This is a genomic window from Cupriavidus respiraculi, from assembly GCF_914271545.1.
GTDB lineage: Bacteria > Pseudomonadota > Gammaproteobacteria > Burkholderiales > Burkholderiaceae > Cupriavidus > Cupriavidus respiraculi.
This window is the reverse complement of sequence record NZ_CAJZAH010000001.1, coordinates 92,428-109,110: the sequence shown is the minus strand read 5'-3', so window position 1 is coordinate 109,110 and position 16,683 is coordinate 92,428. Positions and strand designations below refer to the sequence as shown.

The following is a 16,683-nucleotide window of genomic DNA, read 5'->3' as shown; positions in this document are numbered from 1 at the left end:
GGCGGCTAGCCCTGCGTCAACGCGACCTTGCAGAGTTGATACGGCCGCGGCGTGGCACCGACCCATGCCCGGTAGCGCCGGCACGACGCGGCATCCACGGCCAGGCCATAGCGCGCGACGGCCTGGCTCCATCTGACCACCAGCGCGCGGTCGGCCTGGTCGAGATCGACGATGTCCTCGGGCGGCAGCACGACCGTGCACCGCCCGTCGCCCGCGGTCTTCTCGACGCGGGCGTGGACGCGCGTGCGCTCGAGCAGGCCGGACACCGCGCGGCAACCGCCGCCGCTCGCCGGCAGCGCGAGCCGCGCCAGCACGCCATCGAGCGTGGCGACCAGCTTGGCCCTGCGGTTGACCGCGGCGGGCATCACGCCCCAGGCCTGTCCTCCGCCCTCCCTCACCATGTCGCGCACGCGCTCCACGAAGGCGGGCGACTCGGGGAAGTTGGTGGCCACGCCCGCGACGGGCAGTGCCGCCGGCAGGTACGGCGCCATCCAGCCCAGCGGCTCCTCGCTGCCGATCAGCAGGATGGTGCCGGTGGCGGGCAACGGTGGCACCTCGACACGGAAGGCCTGGGCATCCCAGCCCTCCCGGCCCCATGAACGGGCGCCCACCACGGCGGAGGCGGCCACGACCACGAGCACCACGGTGGCGACACGGCGCGCCGCGTCCGCCGCGACGACGCGATGCATCAGCAGCCAGGCGCACAGCGGCGCCAGCAGCTCCATCGCGACGGCATAGCGGTAGATGCTGAAGATCGCCATCCACGTGACAAAGGCCAGCCCGACGAACACGACCACGAAGCGGGCCGCGGGCGACGACCATGCGCGCGAGCGGCGCAGCAGCACGGTGGCCGCCCAAGCGACCACCAGCAGCCACAGCACCGGCCAGATCAGCGGGCGCATCGGCACTTCATTGACCCGTCGCGCGTCGGCCACCATCGCGAAGGGGAACAGCAGCGCCTCGCCGATGCCCTTGGGCAGCCAGCGCAGGTCGACGATCGAGATCGGCGCGGCCAGCGGCGCGCCGAACCATGCGTTGAATTGCGGAAACAGCGGGTTGCCGAAGACCTGCCACATCGTGGCGAACCAGTAGCCCGACGTGGCGGCGATACCGGCGAGCACACCGAGGCCGAACACGAACGCCACACCGAAGCGCCGCCACCATGCCCCGGGCAGCGTCAGCAAGGCCAGGCACAGGGCGACCGCGTAGACGGCATTGGTCAGTTTCAGCCCCACGCTGGCACCCATCAGCAGGCCCGCGGCCAAGGCCACCGGCAACGCCGCGCCGGCGGCGCCGGCCGTGATGCCGGACCAGCGCCACACCAGCAGGGCGAGCGCGGCCAGCACCAGCGGCGCCGTGGAGTTGTCCCCCATCGTGTTGCCCAGCTCGGAGAGGAAGGCGGGGCCGAGGCAGCCGGCCAGCGCCAGCAGGATTGCAACGGCGCCGCTGCGTCCGCCCGCCGATCCGAGCGTGCGGCGCGCGATGAACAGCACCAGCGCGAAGCTCAGGCCATGGAACGCGCCCATCGTGAAGCCGGCCAGCGGCGCGGGCCAGTGCGTGACCATCGCGAAATACGGCACGTCCAGCAGCGGATTGAAATAGCTCTGGAACTGTGCCGGCGCGAGATCGCCGCCCACGCGCCCGCCCAGCAGGGCGTAGGCGTTGTAGAGGTGGTAGTTCAGCAGGTCCCAGTTGCTGTCCTGCCCGAGCCACAGCGACACCAGGCCGGCAACCAGCGGGGCAAGCCAGGCCGCCCGCAGCGGCGCCGCGGGATGGGCGAGCGCGCCCGCGATGCGGGTCCGTAGCTTGGGGCGCGGGCGCGCGGGGGTGGCGTCGCCGCCTGTGCGTGCTCCCTGCCGGTAGACCCAGTAGCGTGCCGACAGGAAATTGCAGACCATGCCCAGCCCCGTTCCCACCACCAGCGCCGCAAGCGGCGTCCAGCGGGTGGCGGGCGCCAGCGCGATGACGGTGCCGTAGCCGGTGAAGTTGACCGCCCCGCCGAAGGCCATCGCGGCGAGGTAGCGCAAGCCCTCGCGCCACAGCGGCTCGCCCGGCGTGACCTCGAACGTGTGGCGGCGATTGATGGCCCAGGTCACTGCCACCGCTGCAAGGAACGACAGCACCCGCCCGCCGTAGGGCCCCAGCCCCGCGCCCAGCGCCAGGTACAGGACCGCGGCATCGGCAATGAAGCCCGCGACACCGGCGACCGCGAACCAGGCGATCTGCCGCCGGATCATCGCGACCGCGAGCGCTTGACGGCCCCGATGCCCGGCACCGACAGATAGGCCAGCCACTTCGCCTCGCGCCGGCCGCGCGTCACCGTATGCAGCACCAGTCCGCATACGAGCAGGATGCCGCCGAGCAGCGCCAGCGCGACGCAAAGCATGGCCGTCGGCAGTCGCGGCACTAGTCCCGTCTCCAGATAGGTCTTGAACAGCGGCATGGCCAGTCCCACCGACAGCGACATCGCGAGCGCAAAGCCGATCGAGAAGAACGCCAGCGGCTTCTCCGCGTTGAACAGCTTCAGGATGGTCAGCAGGATGCGCGTGCCGTCGCGATAGGTGCGCAGCTTGCTTTCGGAGCCGCTCGGCCGGGCGCCGTAGGCGGTGTCTTCCTCGCCCACCGGCATCCGCAGCTCCAGCGCATGCACCGTCAGCTCGGTCTCGATCTCGAAGCCGGCGGAATGGCCGGGGAAGGACTTGGCATAGCGGCGCGAGAACACGCGGTAGCCCGACAGCATGTCGGTGAAGGTGTTGCGGAACAGCATCGAGACGCAGCGTGTAAGCATGCGGTTGCCGAAGCGGTGGCCGAAGCGGTAGGCCTGCCCCTCCTCTTCCGCCTTTTCGCTGGCGCGCGTGCCCACCACCATGTCCAGCCCTTCCGCCACCAGGCGGCCGATCAGGCGGGGCGCCGCTTCGGCGTCGTAGGTGGCATCGCCATCGACCATCACGTAGATGTCGGCGTCGACGTCGGCGAACATGCGGCGCACGACATTGCCCTTGCCTTGCAGCGGCACCTTGATGACATGGGCGCCCGCCCCGGCGGCGATGCGGGCCGTATCGTCGGACGAGCTGTTGTCGAACACGAAGATTTCCGCGCCGGGCAGGACGCGCCGGAAATCCCCGACGACCTGCGCAATGGTGGCGGCCTCGTTGTAGCAGGGCACGACCACCGCGACGTGCGGCTGGAATGATTCTGTCATACGTGTTTTTCGAATGGTGGTATCGCTCAGCGCCCTGGCAAACGGCTGCGCATCGCCGGGCCGAATCATACCGCAGGCCCTGCGGCGGATCGCCCCCGCGGGCACGTTTCCCGGCAGATTGCGCGCCGCGCCCGAGGGCCGGGCAGCGCCGTGAACCGCAAGGCCGCCGCAAGCGCCAGGGTTCGCGTCACGGCTGCCTTGCTATCATGCTTGCACCCTGCCACCGAGACGACCACCCCGACCCCGGCGACGAGGGCGGCGTGGTCGCACCGAGCGAGTCGAGCCCGTGCCCCATAGCATCAGCCTCATCACCACCATCGCCACCGCTCTCGGGCTGGCCCTGATCTTCGGTTTCCTGTGCGCGCGCCTGAAGATGCCGGCCCTGGTGGGCTATCTGCTCGCGGGCATCGCCATCGGCCCCGCCACGCCGGGCTTCGTCGGCGACATTGCGCTCGCACAGCAGCTGGCCGAGATCGGCGTGATGCTGCTGATGTTCGGCGTCGGCCTGCATTTCTCCCTCGACGATCTGCTATCGGTGCGGCGCATCGCATTGCCTGGTGCCATCGTGCAGATCGCCTTCGCCACCGCAGCCGGGGCGGGGCTCGCGCTGCTGTGGGGCTGGCCGCTGGCGAGTGCCGTGGTGTTCGGCCTGTGCCTGTCGGTGGCGAGCACGGTGGTGCTGCTGCGGGCGCTGGAGCGGCGCGGGCTGCTGGAGTCCGTCAACGGCCGTATCGCGGTGGGCTGGCTGGTGGTCGAGGACCTCGTGATGGTGCTCGTGCTGGTGCTGCTGCCGCCCATTGCCGCCACGCTGGGGCAGACCGAGGCGGCGGCCACGCCGTCCGAGCCGGTCTGGCTCACGCTGGTCAGCACGCTCGGGCGCGTGGCGCTGTTTATCGCGTTGATGCTGGTGGTGGGCCGGCGGGTGTTCCCCTGGGTGCTGTGGCAGGTCGCCCGTACCGGATCCCAAGAACTGTTCACGCTGTGCGTCGTTGCCGCGGCGGTGGGCATCGCCTATGGCTCGGCGGAGGCGTTCGGCGTGTCGTTCGCGCTGGGCGCCTTCTTCTCGGGCATGGTGCTGCGCGGCTCCGCGCTGAGCCATCGCGCCGCGCAGGAATCGCTGCCGCTGCGCGATGCCTTTGCCGTGCTCTTCTTCGTCTCGGTCGGCATGCTGTTCGATCCCCGCGTGCTGGTCGAAGCGCCGCTGCATGTGGCCGCCACCATCGCCATCATCATCGTGGTCAAGTCGGTGGCGGCCTTTGCCCTCGTGCTCGCCATGCGCTACCCGCTCAACACCGCGCTCACGGTGTCCGCCAGCCTCGCGCAGATCGGCGAGTTCTCGTTCATCCTGGCCAGCCTCGGCGTGGCGCTGAACGTCCTGCCGGCCCAGGGGCAGAGCCTGGTGCTGGCCGGCGCGCTGATCTCGATCGCGCTCAATTCGCTGGTTTTCCGCGCCGCGCAGGCCATGCAGGGCTGGATACACACTTCCCCCGCGCTGACCCGCAAGTTCGAGCGCAGCGACGACCCGCTGTCCGAACTGCCGGCAAGCGTGGACCAGTCGCTGTTGCGCCGGCAGGTGGTGCTGGTGGGCTTCGGCCGCGTTGGCCGCCGCATCGCGCGCGCGTTGTCGGCGGACGGCATTCCCTATGTGGTGGCGGACCAGAACCGCGACATCGTCGAGGCGCTGCGCGAACGCGGCATTCCGGCGGTGTCTGGCGATGCCACGGAGCCGGGCGTGCTGATCCAGGCCCATATCGCGCACGCGGGCATGCTGGTGATCGCGACTTCGGACTCGGTGGGTGTACGCCGCATGGTGGAGATCGCCAGGACGCTGAACCCCGGCGTACGCACGGTGGTCCGCACGCACAGCGAGGAAGAGGCGCGGCTGCTGGCCGGCGAGAAGATCGACCGCGTGTTCCTGGGCGAGGAGGAACTCGCCTCCAACATGATCCGCCACGTCGTGGACACGATCCGCGAGGACCAGGCGCGCGAGCGGGAGGGCGCGGTGCCGCCTTTGCGTTGAGGATTGTCAGGCCGAGGGACGCAGGGGCACCGGCCAGCGGTCTCCCTCCCCTCGCCCGCCAGCGGGAGAGAGGCGGGGGTGAGGGTGAACGCCCGCAATGCCGCCGCCGTTCACATCCCCATCACCCCGCCGGCCCGATCAACCCATCCGCCCGGAACATTCCCTTGATCCCGCGCACGGCCTGCCGGATGCGGGACTCGTTCTCGATCAGCGCGAAGCGGACGTACTCGTCGCCAAAGTCGCCGAAGCCGATGCCCGGCGATACCGATACCTTGGCCTTGGCGAGCAGCTGCTTGGAGAACTCCAGCGAGCCCAGCGCGCGATAGGGCTCCGGAATCCGCGCCCAGATATACATCGAGGCCTTCGGCAGTTCGACCGGCCAGCCGGCTTCGATCAGTCCGCGCGCCAGCACGTCGCGCCGCGACTGGTATTGCGCGGCGATGTCCCTGACACATGACTGGTCGCCCTCGAGCGCGGCGATGGCTGCCACCTGCAGCGGCGTGAACGTGCCGTAGTCGTGATAGCTCTTGATGCGCGCGAGCGCGGCCACGAGATCCGGGTTGCCCGCCATGAAGCCGATGCGCCAGCCCGCCATGTTGTAGCTCTTGGACAGCGTGAAGAACTCCACCGCGATGTCCTTGGCGCCCGGCACCTGCAGGATCGAGGGCGCCTTCCAGCCATCGAAGACGATGTCGGCATAGGCCAGGTCGTGCACCACGAAGATATCGTGCTTGCGCGCCAGCGCGATCACGCGCTCGAAGAACTCCAGCTCCACGCACTGCGCGGTCGGGTTGGACGGAAACCCCAGCACGATCATCTTCGGCTTGGGATAGCTGCCGCGGATCGCCCCTTCGAGCTCGGCGAAGAAATCGACGCCGGGCGTGAGCGGCACCGAGCGGATATCGGCCCCGGCGATCACCGCGCCGTAGATATGGATCGGGTAGCTCGGATCGGGCACCAGCACCGTATCGCCGCGATCGAGCGTGGCGAGCATCAGATGCGCCAGCCCTTCCTTGGAGCCGATGGTGACGATGGCTTCCGTGTCCGGATCGATGGCGACGTCGTAGCGGTCGCGATACCAGTGCGAAATGGCGCGACGCAGCCGCGGAATGCCGCGCGAGGTCGAGTAGCCGTGGGTATCGGGACGCTGCGCGGCCTCGGTGAGCTTGGCGACGATATGGGGCGGCGTGGCGCCGTCGGGGTTGCCCATGCTCATGTCGATGATGTCCTCGCCACGGCGGCGGGCGGCCATCTTGAGCTCGGCGGTGATATTGAAGACGTAGGGGGGAAGGCGATCGATGCGCGCAAAGCGGCGCTGACCGGAAGAGGCAGGCATGAGGGTCCTTGAACGTAAGCGCCCGGAACCGTCCGAGCGACGTTGGCAGCCGTTGTTTGCGGCTGCCGGGGACCGAGTTTAGCGGGCTTGCCGGCGCGCGTCCATGGCGATGGCGCGCAATGTGTGCGCCTGCGGCAGAACCGCGACACGCACGCATCGCGCAAACGCCCACGCGCGCTCAGTCTTCCAGCGTTTCGTGCACCGCCTGCGCGCCGCGCTTCCAGTAGCTGGATGCGCGGATGCGGCGCTTGTCGATACCGCGCTCGCCCACCAGATGATCGCGCACGGCGCGCACCGTGGCGGACTCCGCCGCGGCCCAGGCATAGCCCTCGCCCGGCGGCAGCGCCAGCGCGCGGACCGCCTCCAGCAACGCCGCCTGGTCCTGCGCGGCGTCGCCGCGGCGATGGACCCATTGCAGTGTCACGCGGGCTGCGCTGGGCAACGGCACCTGCGCGCCGGCGCCGCCGACCTGCACCACCACGATGGCCTGAGCGCTCGCGGGCAGCTCTTCGAGCCGACGCCCGATCGCCGGCAGCGCGCTTTCATCGCCGATCAGCAGATGCCAGTCGAAGCCCGTGGGGATGACGAAGGAACCGCGCGGTCCGGCCACGCCCAGCCACTGCCCCGGTGCGGTCTGCGCGGCCCACGTGGTCGCGGGACCGTCGCCATGCAGCACGAACTCGATATCGAGCTCCCGCGCGGCGCGGTCGTAGCGGCGCGGAGTGTAGTCGCGCGCGGCGGGACGCGGCTCGCCCTCGGGAAAGACCGGGCCATTGGGCCCGAGCGTCGGCAGCCGCGGCTGCGCGGCGCCGGGCTCTGGCAGGAAGACCTTGACGTGGTCGTCGAACGAGGCGGAAACGAAATCGTCGAGGTCGTCTCCGGTCAGCGTGACGCGCAGCAGTTCGGGCGAGACCTGCTGCGTGCGGACCACTTGCAGCAGGCGGATCTTCAGCGCGTGACGGACGCGCTGTACGGTAAGGTCGGATGCGTTCATGTGCGGATGGGCGGTGCGGCGCGGGAACGGGCACGCGCCGGAATCGATCGATGGAAGAGGGTCGAGGGGCGGCACCGGGGCGCCGCCGTGGAGGCCGGCTCGTGCCGGCTAGGCGTCGGCGCCGCCGGCTCCGGACTCGATCTGGGCGGTGGCCTGCGCCAGGATCGCGGCAATGCGGCGCTGCTCGGTGACCGGCGCATCGACGCGCGCGACCAGCGCGCGCTTGAGCGCCACGCGCGCCGCGACGAACTCGGGGATCCAGCCGCCGGCCTCGTCCTCGGGCGCCTCGCCTGCCATGGCGCGCCGCAGCCAGGCCATCTTGCGGGCCGCGTGCTGCAGCTTGTTGAAGATGAAGTCGAGCCGCTCGCGGTTCTCGTCCAGGAAACGCTGGCCGGGTTCGGCAAGCCGATAGCGCTTCTTGTTGCCTTCGTTGTCGACGCTCGCGTGGCCCACTTCCTCCAGATAGGTCAAGGCGGGATAGACCATGCCGGGGCTGGGCTTGTAGAACCCGTTGGTACGCGTATCCAGCGCCTTGATCAGTTCGTAGCCGTGGCTGGGCTGCTCCTCCAGCAGGCCGAGGAGCATCAGCTGGAGGTCTTCCGAACTGAACTTGCGGCCGCGGCGCCAGCCTTCGCCGTCGTCGCCACCGAAGCCGCCACCGCCGCCGGGCCGGTCCCAGCCGCCCCCGTGGCCATCATGGCCGCCGTGGTGACCATGGCCGTGACCGCGGCCGGCGAACCGCGAATCGGCGCCGTCCCAAGGCATGGCGCGATGCGGACCGTGCGGATGGGCGTGCGGGTGAGCATGGAAATGCGGATGGGCATGGGTGTAGCCGGAACGCCTGCCGTGATGGGCGAGGGCGTGGAGCAACGAATGCAGACGCATGTTTACCTCCGATATGTCGTAAAACATATCTTACGATATACATGCGATAGGCCAAGGTCAAGGAAAACTTGCCACCGCCCTGCCTGAGCCTCCCCCCGCCCCGCTACTCGCCCAGGAATTCGGCCAGCACCTCCAACCCCTCGATATGGTCGGCCACGACCTTGGTGATCACGGCGATGGGGATCGCCAGCAGCATGCCCCAGGCGCCCCACAGCCAGGTGAACAGCAGCAGCGCGACGAACACGGCCACCGGATTCATCTTTGCCATGCGGCCCGTCATCCAGGTGGTCACGACCGAGCCAATCAGCGTGGCGATCAGGATCGAGCCGCCGGCAGCCGTGGCCACCACGCCGACCGTACCGAACTGCATGAATGCCGCAACGCCCACGCAGATCGCGGTCAGCCCCGAGCCGAAGTACGGCACCAGGTGCAACGCGCCCGCCGCGATGGCCCACGTGCCCGCGTTGTTGACGCCGAGCGCGGTCAGCAGCAGCCAGTGGCATAGCCCAAGCGCCACGTTGGTCACCAGCAGCATCACCATATAGCGCTGGATGGCCCGATTGATCTCGCCCAGCATATGCACGTTGATCTTCTTCTGCGTGAGCGTGCGCCCGGCCATCTTGACGAACTTGCGCTTGAACATGTCGCCCGAGACGAGCAGGAAGAACGACAGCAGGAACACCACGGCGGCCTGTCCGGCGAGCGCGAATACGCTCACCGAGCCGGCCAGCACCATGCTGCTCAGCGACTCGGTCGATTGCGGCAGCACGCCCGGCCCAGTGCCGAGCTGGTGCTGCGCGGCACCGCCGAGCACCGAGGCGGCCCGGCGAATCTTGGTCCACATCGAATCGTCGCCGGTCAGCAGCTCGCTGAGGGTGCGCGACATCTTGCGGGCGATCTCGGGCAGGCGGTCGACGATGGATTCGACCTGGCCCTGCACCAGATACGCCAGGCTCGCCAGCGCGGCCACCAGCAGCAGCAGCACGAAGGTCGCGCCGATGCTGCGCGGCACGCGGCGCCGGTGCAGCGCCGACACCATCGGGTCCAGCAGATAGGTCACCAGCACGGCCAGCACCACGGGGATGATGAACGGCTTGGCCACCTGCATGGCGTAGAGCGTGGCGAGCGTGGCCAGCACCACCAGGGCGATGCTGCCGCGATGGATGGCCTGCGGCGCTTCGGCATCGACGGAAATGGCGACGGTGGCGGGTTCGTCCTCTGGCAGGTCCTGCGGCGGGGGCGCCACGTCCGGCGCCGTGACGGGGGCGGCCGCGTCCGACGCCACCAGGGGCGGTACGGTTTCGGAAGGGGAAGAAGTCATCGCGGCTCGAAGGTACAGGCGGTCAAACGACGCGGCCCGGCCATCTGCGTGCCCGGGTTCGCTGCCTTTTCCTCAGCTTAGCCATCCGGCGCGCGGGCGCAGTCGGACGGCATCCGCTGCCTGTGTAGGACAAGCGCGGGTCCTTCGGGCGGGCGCGACGAACCCGCGCACCGCCGCGGTTTGACACCGGACGGCAATCCGCCACATCATCGCCGGGCCGCCGCGGACCGCCGGCCGCACGATCGCCCTTTTCCTGCACCCTCCTGGACCTCGCTTCATGTCAGCCACGGATCAACGCCCCATCATCCAGCCCGCCCTCCCGACGTTGTCGCTGCCCGCCCCGGCGCGGATCGGCGAGCCGGCGGCCAGCATCGACACGCCGTCGCTCGTGCTCGACCTCGACGCCTTCGAGCGCAATCTGGACCGCATGCAGCAGGTTGCGGACAAGGCCGGCGTGGCGCTGCGGCCGCACGCCAAGGCGCACAAATGCCCGGACGTGTCGCGGGCGCAGGTCGCGCGCGGTGCCGTTGGCGTGTGCTGCCAGAAGGTCAGCGAGGCGCTGCCGTTCGTGCGGGCCGGGATCACCGACATTCACATCAGCAACCAGGTCGCCGGACCGGCCAAGGCGGCCATGCTCGCTGAACTGGCGCGGCATGCACGCCTGAGCGTCTGTGTCGACGATGCCGCGCAGATCGATACCCTGGCGGCCGCGACGCAGGCGGCGGGCACGCGGCTGGACGTACTGGTGGAGCTGGACGTGGGCCAGCACCGCTGCGGCGTGCCGGATGCCGACGGGGTGCTGCGGCTGGTCGAGCGCCTGGGGCGCCGCGACACCCTGACCTTTCGCGGGCTGCAGGCCTACCACGGCGGCATCCAGCACGTACGCCAGTTCGCCAGCCGCCGCGAGGCTGCGGCGCATGCCGCCGAATGCGCCGGCGCCGCGGTGGCGCGGCTGGCGGCGGCCGGGGTGGCCTGCGACATCGTGACGGGCGGCGGCACGGGGAGCGTCGCGTTCGACCTCGCGAGCGGCGTCTATACCGAGATCCAGCCCGGCTCCTATGTCTTCATGGACGCGGACTACGGCAGCCTGGACGGCGACGGTGCGGTGCGCGGCGAGGGCAGTGGCCTGGGCTTCGAGCACAGCCTGCTGATCGCCACCACGGTGATGAGCCGGGCCGTGGCGGAGCAGGCCGTGCTCGACGCCGGCCTGAAGTCGATGGCGGTCGATTCCGGCCTGCCGTGGATCTGGCAGGACGGCGCGCGCTCGACACGGCTTGCCTATGTCGCCGCCAACGACGAGCACGGGCTGGTGCAGCCGCTCGGCGGCGCCGTCGACGCGCTGCCGCCGCTGGGCGCCCGCGTGATGCTCGTGCCCGGCCACTGCGATCCGACCCTGAATCTGTACGACGAACTTGTGGGCATCCGCGCCGGCGTGGTGGAATGCCTGTGGCCCGTATCGGCGCGCGGGCATAGCCGCTAGCCGGCGATGGCAGGGACGCGCCGCGCCGTTGTTGTCGGAGGACATGCCATGTCCGCACATCGTTGGCCCGCCCTGTTCGCCTGCCTGCTTTTCGTCGCGCTGATGGCCCCGGCCGCCGGCGCGCTGGCCCAGTCCGCAGGGCCGCCCGCGGCGCCGGCCGCCACGGGCGCGCCGCGGGATATCGCCGTGGCGGAACTGGCCCGGCCCAATGTGGTGGTCATCCTGCGCCATGCGAATGCGCCCGGCGTCTACGATCCGCCGGGCTTCCGGCTCGACGCCTGCGAGACGCAGCGCAATCTCGATGCCGCCGGCCGGCGCCAGGCCGCCGAGCTCGGCGCCGCCTGGAAGGCGGCCGGCTTCCGGCCCACGCGGATCTGGAGCAGCGCCTGGTGCCGATGCCAGGACACGGCCCGGCTGATGGACCTCGGTCCTTTCACCGTACTGCCGGAACTCAATTCCCGCTCCGACGCCGGGCGCTCGCGCGAGGCGCAGGCCGCCGCGTTGAACCGCTTCATCGACCGCCTCGATCCGCGCGGCGGGCCCTACCTGATGGTCACCCACCAGTTCGTTATCACGGCGCTCACCGGCCTGGGCGCCGACAGCGCCGGGGGCGTGGCAATCGAGTTGCCCGTCGGCAACGCGGCGCGCCGCACGCGGGTGCTGCCGGCGCCAGCCTCCTGAAATCCGTCTTTAAATGATGGCCAACATCTATTGAATAAATGAGGATCATCATCTAAACTGCCCGGACTGGAATCTACGGAGCAGTGGCATGCCACGATCCTCACGGCAACAGGCCACGCAGAACCGCGCGGCCATCGAAGAGGTGTCCGCCCGCCTGTTTCGCGAGCGCGGGCTCAACGGCATCAGCGTGTCCGACCTGATGGGCGCCGCCGGCCTGACCCATGGCGGCTTCTACGGCCATTTCGCCTCGAAGGACGAACTCGCGGCCGTTGCCTGCCAGCGGGCGTTCGGCGAATCGGCGCAGCGCTGGGCGCGGAAGATCGAGGCGGCCGACGGCGACCGGGTGGCCATGCGCGATGCCATCGCCACGTCCTACCTGTCCACACGGCATCGCGACCATCCCGGCCTGGGCTGCGCGGGCGCGGCGCTCGCCAACGATATCGCGCGCGAGGCGCCGGACAAGCCGGTGCGCCAGGCGTACGCGGAGGGCATCAAGGGCATGGTCGCCAACTGGATGAAGACGTTCGACGACACCGTCCCGCCCGCAGCGCGGCACGAGCGCGCGCTGGTAGAACTGTCGGCCATGATGGGCGCCGTGATGCTGGCCCGCGCCACCGAGGGCGACCCGCTTTCCGCACAGTTGCTTGACGCGGCCCGGGCGTTTCTGACGAGCGCCCCGCCGCCGCCCGACTGATTGCCGACCCGCACTGCGCGGGCCGTTTTTCCTTGTTGCAGCTTGTTTCCCCCTGCCGCCGCGCCGGGGCGGGATGCCTGCGTCCCGACGTTCCGTCATCGACCCTTCTCCGGCCCAGGCCGGCCCTTTTCGGACTGCCCATGTTCGCCCAACCGTTATCCCGCCGGCTCGACCGGCACGGCATCCACTACGCGTGGCTGGTGGCCGCGCTGTCGTTTCTTGTCATGCTGACCACCGCGGCCGCGCTCGGCCTGCCCGGCGCGTTCCTGAATCCGCTCAGCAACGAGCACGGCTGGAACACCGACCAGATCTCCTCGATCCTGGCCGTGCGCTTTGCGCTGTTCGGCCTGATGGCCCCGTTCTCCGCGATGCTGATCGAGCGGTTCGGCGTGCGCAACGTGGTGGCCGCCGCGCTGGCGCTGATCGCCGCGGGCATGGGACTGGCCACCGTGGTCACAGAACTCTGGCAGCTCTTCGTCGCGTGGGGGCTGATGCTCGGCGTCGGCTCCGGCCTCACCGCACTCGTGCTCGCGGCGGTGGTGGCCAACCGCTGGTTCAGCGCGCGGCGCGGGCTGGTGATCGGCATCCTGACCGCGAGCGCCGCCACCGGGCAGCTGGCTTTCCTCCCCTTCGCCGCCTGGCTGATCCAGACCATGGGCTGGCGCGTGGCCGTGGTGCCCGTTCTGCTCGCGTGCGCCGTGCTGGCGGTGCTGGTGTGGTGCTTCATGCGCGACCGCCCGGCCGACGTCGGCCTCGCGCCGTATGGCGAAGCGGCGCGCCATGTCGACGCGCAGCCGGCGCGCGCGCCCGCGCCCTTCACGTTGCGCGGCCCCTTCGTGGTGCTGCGCGAGGCCGCGCGCAACCGCGTGTTCTGGGTGCTGGCGGGCACGTTCTTTATCTGCGGGCTCAGCACCAACGGACTGATCCAGACCCACTTCATCGCGCTGTGCGGGGACTTCGGCATGGGCGCCGTGCCCGCGGCCTCGGTGCTGGCAATGATGGGCGCCTTCGACTTCGTCGGCACCATCCTGTCGGGCTGGCTGTCGGACCGCTACGACAACCGCAAGCTGCTGTTCTGGTACTACGCGCTGCGGGGGCTGTCGTTGTTCTGGCTGCCGCATTCCACTTTTACGCTGTACGGCCTGTCGGTCTTCGCCATGTTCTATGGGCTGGACTGGATCGCCACCGTGCCGCCCACGGTCAAGCTTGCCGCATCCACCTTCGGCAAGGAGCGCGCCGCCATGGTGTTCGGCTGGATCTTCGCCGCGCACCAGCTCGGCGCGGCCGTGGCCGCCTTCGGCGCCGGGCTCACGCGCACGCTGCTGCTGACGTACACGCCGGCACTGTACGTGGCCGGTGCCGCCTGCCTGGTCGCGGCGCTGCTGGCGCTGGCCGCGCAACCGTCGCGCAGGGACCGCGTTTCCTCCCCTCTCCCGCCAGCGGGAGACAGGCCTGGGGTGGCGGTGAACGGTTGAGGCTTGCGACCGGTCGCGCTTATCCTCCGCTCTCCCCGCCAGCGGTAGAGGGAGAGAAAACGTCGCGCGGGCGCAACGCCGCGCAATCCTGCGGTTCGTCGTCTTCCGCGCCCGCGAGTGCGGAAGAAAACGTCGCGGCATGATCGATTCCGCCGCGCGCCCAAGATTGCGAATGTCCGCATCGGAATTCCTTGCCGCTCTGTCACCACCCTGACCTGTCCGCTCCTTACTCTGCGATCGCACCGCGGCCCGGCGTGGCCGCGTCCACGCATCACGATCGGAGAGGAAAACCAGGATGGCATGGCAACAGCACCTACGGGCGGCGGGCGGGCTCGCGCTCGCGCTTGCGCTCGCCGCATGCGGCGGCGATGACGACGACAATCAGCCGCCCACGCCGGCAGACCCGCCCCCCAGCAGCGCCAGCCGCAAGATCCTGCTGATCGGGGTCGACGGCGCCGCCTATCCGCAGGTTCAGGCGGCGCTGCTGCGCAAGGCCATGCCGAACCTCGCGCAACTGTCCATCCTGCCCGCGGCCACCGGCGGCGCGGTGGGCACGATCACCGCGCAGCCGCCGCTGGACGCGCCGAGCTGGGCCACCGTGCTGACAGGCGCATGGGCGAATCGGCACGGCATCGCGGACGACAGCGAGCCGGGCGGCGACACCACGGGCCTGCAGGCGCCCACGCTGTTCCACTACCTGCGCGCCGACGGCGCCCTGGCGCGCAAGCTGGGCAGCGCCACCAGCGCGCCGCTGCTGCCGCGCCTGCTGCAAGGCGATGTGGCCGCCGGCCATCTGGATTCCCACGTCGACTGCGCCGGCGTGGACAGCTGCGTGACGCAGAACGGCGTGAGGATGGTGCAGTCCGGCTACGACGCGGTGTTCGCGCAGTTCAGCGCACCGGGCGTGGCGGCAGCCGAGGACGGCTTCGGCAACGGCAACGCATCCGGCCGCTACGTGGCGGCGCTGACCGCCTTCGACACCGCCCTGGGCGAACTGCTGAACGCGGTCGCCGCGCGCAAGCGCGCCAACGCCGGCGAGGAGTGGCTGGTGCTGGTGACGACCAGCCACGGTCTGGACCGTACCGGCGCCACCACCTCGGTGCCCACCGTGCAGAACCGCACCGCATTCGTCGCGCTGAACCGGCCCGCCGACGCGGCATACGGCCTGCCCGGCGCAGCCGCGCCCGGCTCGGAGTCCGACCTGTCCGCGCTCGCGACCACCGCCGATATCGTGCCCACGCTGCTCTCGCATGCCGGCGTGCGCATCGCGCCGCAGGCGAACGCGCTGGACGGCTCCGCCCTGACGCGCGCGCCGGCCCTGCGCGGCATCGGCGCCAAGCCCGGCGACTACAACGCCTCGCTGACCCTGGCATGGCAGAACCCGGCCCATGCCACCGGCCCGCTGACGCTGCTGCGCGACGGCGTGCAGATCGCCACGCTCGACGGCAAGGCGCAGGGCTACAAGGATTCGGCGTTCGGCGACCTGCCCGACGGGCTGCATCGCTTCAACTACACGCTGGTGCGCGATGGCGAGGCCGTGTCCTATCTGGCCCAGCTGAACTACGCACGCCCGGTGCCGCTCGCCGCCACTTTGCGCAACGATCTGGCGGCCTACTACAGCTTCGACGCGCTGCCGGTGGCCGACATCAAGGCCGGCACCAGCCTGGGTCCATGGGTGCCGGGCACCGACGGCGGCTCGCTGCCGGCCGACAGCTTCCAGGCACGCGCGCTCGCCGTCGATTCGCGCATCGACAGCTACCGGCTCGCGCTGAACGGCGACGACATCGCGCTCAAGCCGCAATTCACCATCGGCTTCTGGTTCAAGACCGACTGCACGCAGGGCAACAGCATCGGCGCGCCCGTGCTGTCGAACAAGAACTACGCCTCCGGCGCCAACGCGGGCATCGCCATCGGCCTGTTCGGCAGTTGCGAGCTGCGCTTCAACATCGGCAGCGGCGGCGGCAAGCGCGACGACATCAACGGCCTGCGCGTGAGCGCCGGGCAATGGGCATATGTAGCGCTGGCCGTGGACGCGGCGAACAAGCGCTTCAGCGCCTACGTGATCGACCCCGTGCGCGGCGTGCAGAAGGTGGAGAACAAGGCCATCGCCAATACCGACGTCACGAAGCTCAATGGCCTCGCCACCAAGGTGTGGGGCGTCAACGACGACGCCACCCACAACTACGTGGGCAATAATGCCGGCGCGCTCAAGGGCGTGATGGCCTTCAACGATCTGGCGATGTGGCAGCGCCTGGTGACGCTCGACGAACTGCGTACCATCGACGCCTCGCACCAGCCGCTGTCCTCGCTCAACCCCTGAGGCATGCTTTGCGGAGAACCCCGACAATGATCCCGACGATCCCCTCCACGATGCGCCCCGCCCTGCTGGCCCTGCTGCTGTGCGCCTGCCTCGCGGCGTGCGGCGGCGATGACGCCGGCCCGGCTGCCGGCGACGGCGCCACGCCGGCGACTTCCGAACTCAAGCCGGTGCGCCCGGACGAGCCCGCCGCGGACAAGCCCGGCCTGCGCTGCGCGCCGTAACGCGCGCCGCCGCTGCACCGCCCGCACCGACCGCGCTGACCGCTCGCACCGCCG

13 protein-coding genes are annotated in these 16,683 nt (G+C 70.2%); 7 read left to right on the top strand and 6 right to left on the bottom strand.

What is annotated here, in order from left to right; all coding sequences use genetic code 11:
* Positions 1-5 precede the first annotated feature (5 nt).
* Together LDO27_RS00395 and LDO27_RS00390 are read right to left on the bottom strand one after the other, a co-directional pair.
* Positions 6-2,237 (bottom strand): GtrA family protein, encoded by a 2,232-nt coding sequence (locus LDO27_RS00395; protein ID WP_224038964.1) that lies wholly within the window; start codon positions 2,235-2,237, stop codon positions 6-8.
* Positions 2,234-3,202 (bottom strand): glycosyltransferase family 2 protein, encoded by a 969-nt coding sequence (locus LDO27_RS00390; RefSeq protein WP_222209231.1) that lies wholly within the window; start codon positions 3,200-3,202, stop codon positions 2,234-2,236. The genes LDO27_RS00395 and LDO27_RS00390 overlap by 4 nt, the downstream gene beginning before the upstream one ends.
* A 286-nt stretch (positions 3,203-3,488) precedes the next feature.
* Here LDO27_RS00390 and ybaL point away from each other — a divergent pair, with 286 nt between their 5' ends.
* Complete coding sequence (gene ybaL / locus LDO27_RS00385; RefSeq protein ID WP_222209233.1) at positions 3,489-5,222, top strand: YbaL family putative K(+) efflux transporter; 1,734 nt, start codon at positions 3,489-3,491, stop codon at positions 5,220-5,222.
* 121 nt (positions 5,223-5,343) lie between these two features.
* Here ybaL and alaC read toward each other — a convergent pair whose 3' ends face one another.
* The 4 genes from alaC to LDO27_RS00365 all read right to left on the bottom strand — a co-directional run bounded on the left by alaC (position 5,344) and on the right by LDO27_RS00365 (position 9,758).
* Positions 5,344-6,558 (bottom strand): alanine transaminase, encoded by a 1,215-nt coding sequence (gene alaC / locus LDO27_RS00380; protein ID WP_224038962.1) that lies wholly within the window; start codon positions 6,556-6,558, stop codon positions 5,344-5,346.
* Positions 6,559-6,736: 178 nt separating this feature from the next.
* Positions 6,737-7,552, bottom strand: coding sequence for a siderophore-interacting protein (locus LDO27_RS00375; RefSeq protein ID WP_224038960.1), 816 nt, complete (start codon positions 7,550-7,552; stop codon positions 6,737-6,739).
* 108 nt (positions 7,553-7,660) lie between these two features.
* Positions 7,661-8,437, bottom strand: coding sequence for a PadR family transcriptional regulator (locus LDO27_RS00370; protein WP_224038958.1), 777 nt, complete (start codon positions 8,435-8,437; stop codon positions 7,661-7,663).
* A 103-nt stretch (positions 8,438-8,540) separates the two neighbouring features.
* Entirely contained in the window at positions 8,541-9,758 is a 1,218-nt protein-coding gene (locus LDO27_RS00365; RefSeq protein WP_222209241.1) for an AI-2E family transporter, read from the bottom strand.
* 277 nt (positions 9,759-10,035) lie between these two features.
* Between LDO27_RS00365 and LDO27_RS00360 the strand changes: the two genes are divergently transcribed.
* From LDO27_RS00360 to LDO27_RS00335, 6 genes are all read left to right on the top strand, one after another.
* Positions 10,036-11,238 carry a DSD1 family PLP-dependent enzyme gene (locus LDO27_RS00360; RefSeq protein WP_224038956.1) on the top strand — a complete coding sequence of 401 codons (1,203 nt, stop codon included), beginning with the start codon at positions 10,036-10,038 and terminating at the stop codon, positions 11,236-11,238.
* A gap of 48 nt (positions 11,239-11,286) precedes the next feature.
* A complete protein-coding gene (locus LDO27_RS00355; RefSeq protein ID WP_224038954.1) occupies positions 11,287-11,919 on the top strand; it encodes a histidine phosphatase family protein in 633 nt (210 codons plus the stop codon).
* Positions 11,920-12,007: 88 nt separating this feature from the next.
* Positions 12,008-12,613: a TetR/AcrR family transcriptional regulator gene (locus LDO27_RS00350; RefSeq protein ID WP_224038952.1), complete on the top strand. Its 606-nt coding sequence runs from the start codon at positions 12,008-12,010 to the stop codon at positions 12,611-12,613.
* Positions 12,614-12,753: 140 nt separating this feature from the next.
* Positions 12,754-14,088 carry an MFS transporter gene (locus LDO27_RS00345; RefSeq protein ID WP_224038951.1) on the top strand — a complete coding sequence of 445 codons (1,335 nt, stop codon included), beginning with the start codon at positions 12,754-12,756 and terminating at the stop codon, positions 14,086-14,088.
* A gap of 295 nt (positions 14,089-14,383) precedes the next feature.
* On the top strand, positions 14,384-16,408 hold the full coding sequence (locus tag LDO27_RS00340) for a LamG-like jellyroll fold domain-containing protein (protein WP_224038949.1): 2,025 nt from the start codon (positions 14,384-14,386) through the stop codon (positions 16,406-16,408).
* Between the two features lie 26 nt (positions 16,409-16,434).
* Entirely contained in the window at positions 16,435-16,629 is a 195-nt protein-coding gene (locus tag LDO27_RS00335; RefSeq protein ID WP_222209251.1) for a hypothetical protein, read from the top strand.
* The last annotated feature ends 54 nt before the right edge of the window (positions 16,630-16,683 follow it).

Excerpts from the sequence above, each read along its gene's own strand:
- LDO27_RS00395 (WP_224038964.1), bottom strand. The coding sequence starts at position 2,237 with ATGATCCGGCGGCAGATCGCCTGGTTCGCGGTCGCCGGTGTCGCGGGC.
- LDO27_RS00390 (WP_222209231.1), bottom strand. The coding sequence starts at position 3,202 with ATGACAGAATCATTCCAGCCGCACGTCGCGGTGGTCGTGCCCTGCTAC.
- alaC (WP_224038962.1), bottom strand. The coding sequence starts at position 6,558 with ATGCCTGCCTCTTCCGGTCAGCGCCGCTTTGCGCGCATCGATCGCCTT.
- LDO27_RS00375 (WP_224038960.1), bottom strand. The coding sequence starts at position 7,552 with ATGAACGCATCCGACCTTACCGTACAGCGCGTCCGTCACGCGCTGAAG.
- LDO27_RS00370 (WP_224038958.1), bottom strand. The coding sequence starts at position 8,437 with ATGCGTCTGCATTCGTTGCTCCACGCCCTCGCCCATCACGGCAGGCGT.
- LDO27_RS00365 (WP_222209241.1), bottom strand. The coding sequence starts at position 9,758 with ATGACTTCTTCCCCTTCCGAAACCGTACCGCCCCTGGTGGCGTCGGAC.
- LDO27_RS00360 (WP_224038956.1), top strand. The coding sequence starts at position 10,036 with ATGTCAGCCACGGATCAACGCCCCATCATCCAGCCCGCCCTCCCGACG.
- LDO27_RS00355 (WP_224038954.1), top strand. The coding sequence starts at position 11,287 with ATGTCCGCACATCGTTGGCCCGCCCTGTTCGCCTGCCTGCTTTTCGTC.
- LDO27_RS00350 (WP_224038952.1), top strand. The coding sequence starts at position 12,008 with ATGCCACGATCCTCACGGCAACAGGCCACGCAGAACCGCGCGGCCATC.
- LDO27_RS00345 (WP_224038951.1), top strand. The coding sequence starts at position 12,754 with ATGTTCGCCCAACCGTTATCCCGCCGGCTCGACCGGCACGGCATCCAC.
- LDO27_RS00340 (WP_224038949.1), top strand. The coding sequence starts at position 14,384 with ATGGCATGGCAACAGCACCTACGGGCGGCGGGCGGGCTCGCGCTCGCG.
- LDO27_RS00335 (WP_222209251.1), top strand. The coding sequence starts at position 16,435 with ATGATCCCGACGATCCCCTCCACGATGCGCCCCGCCCTGCTGGCCCTG.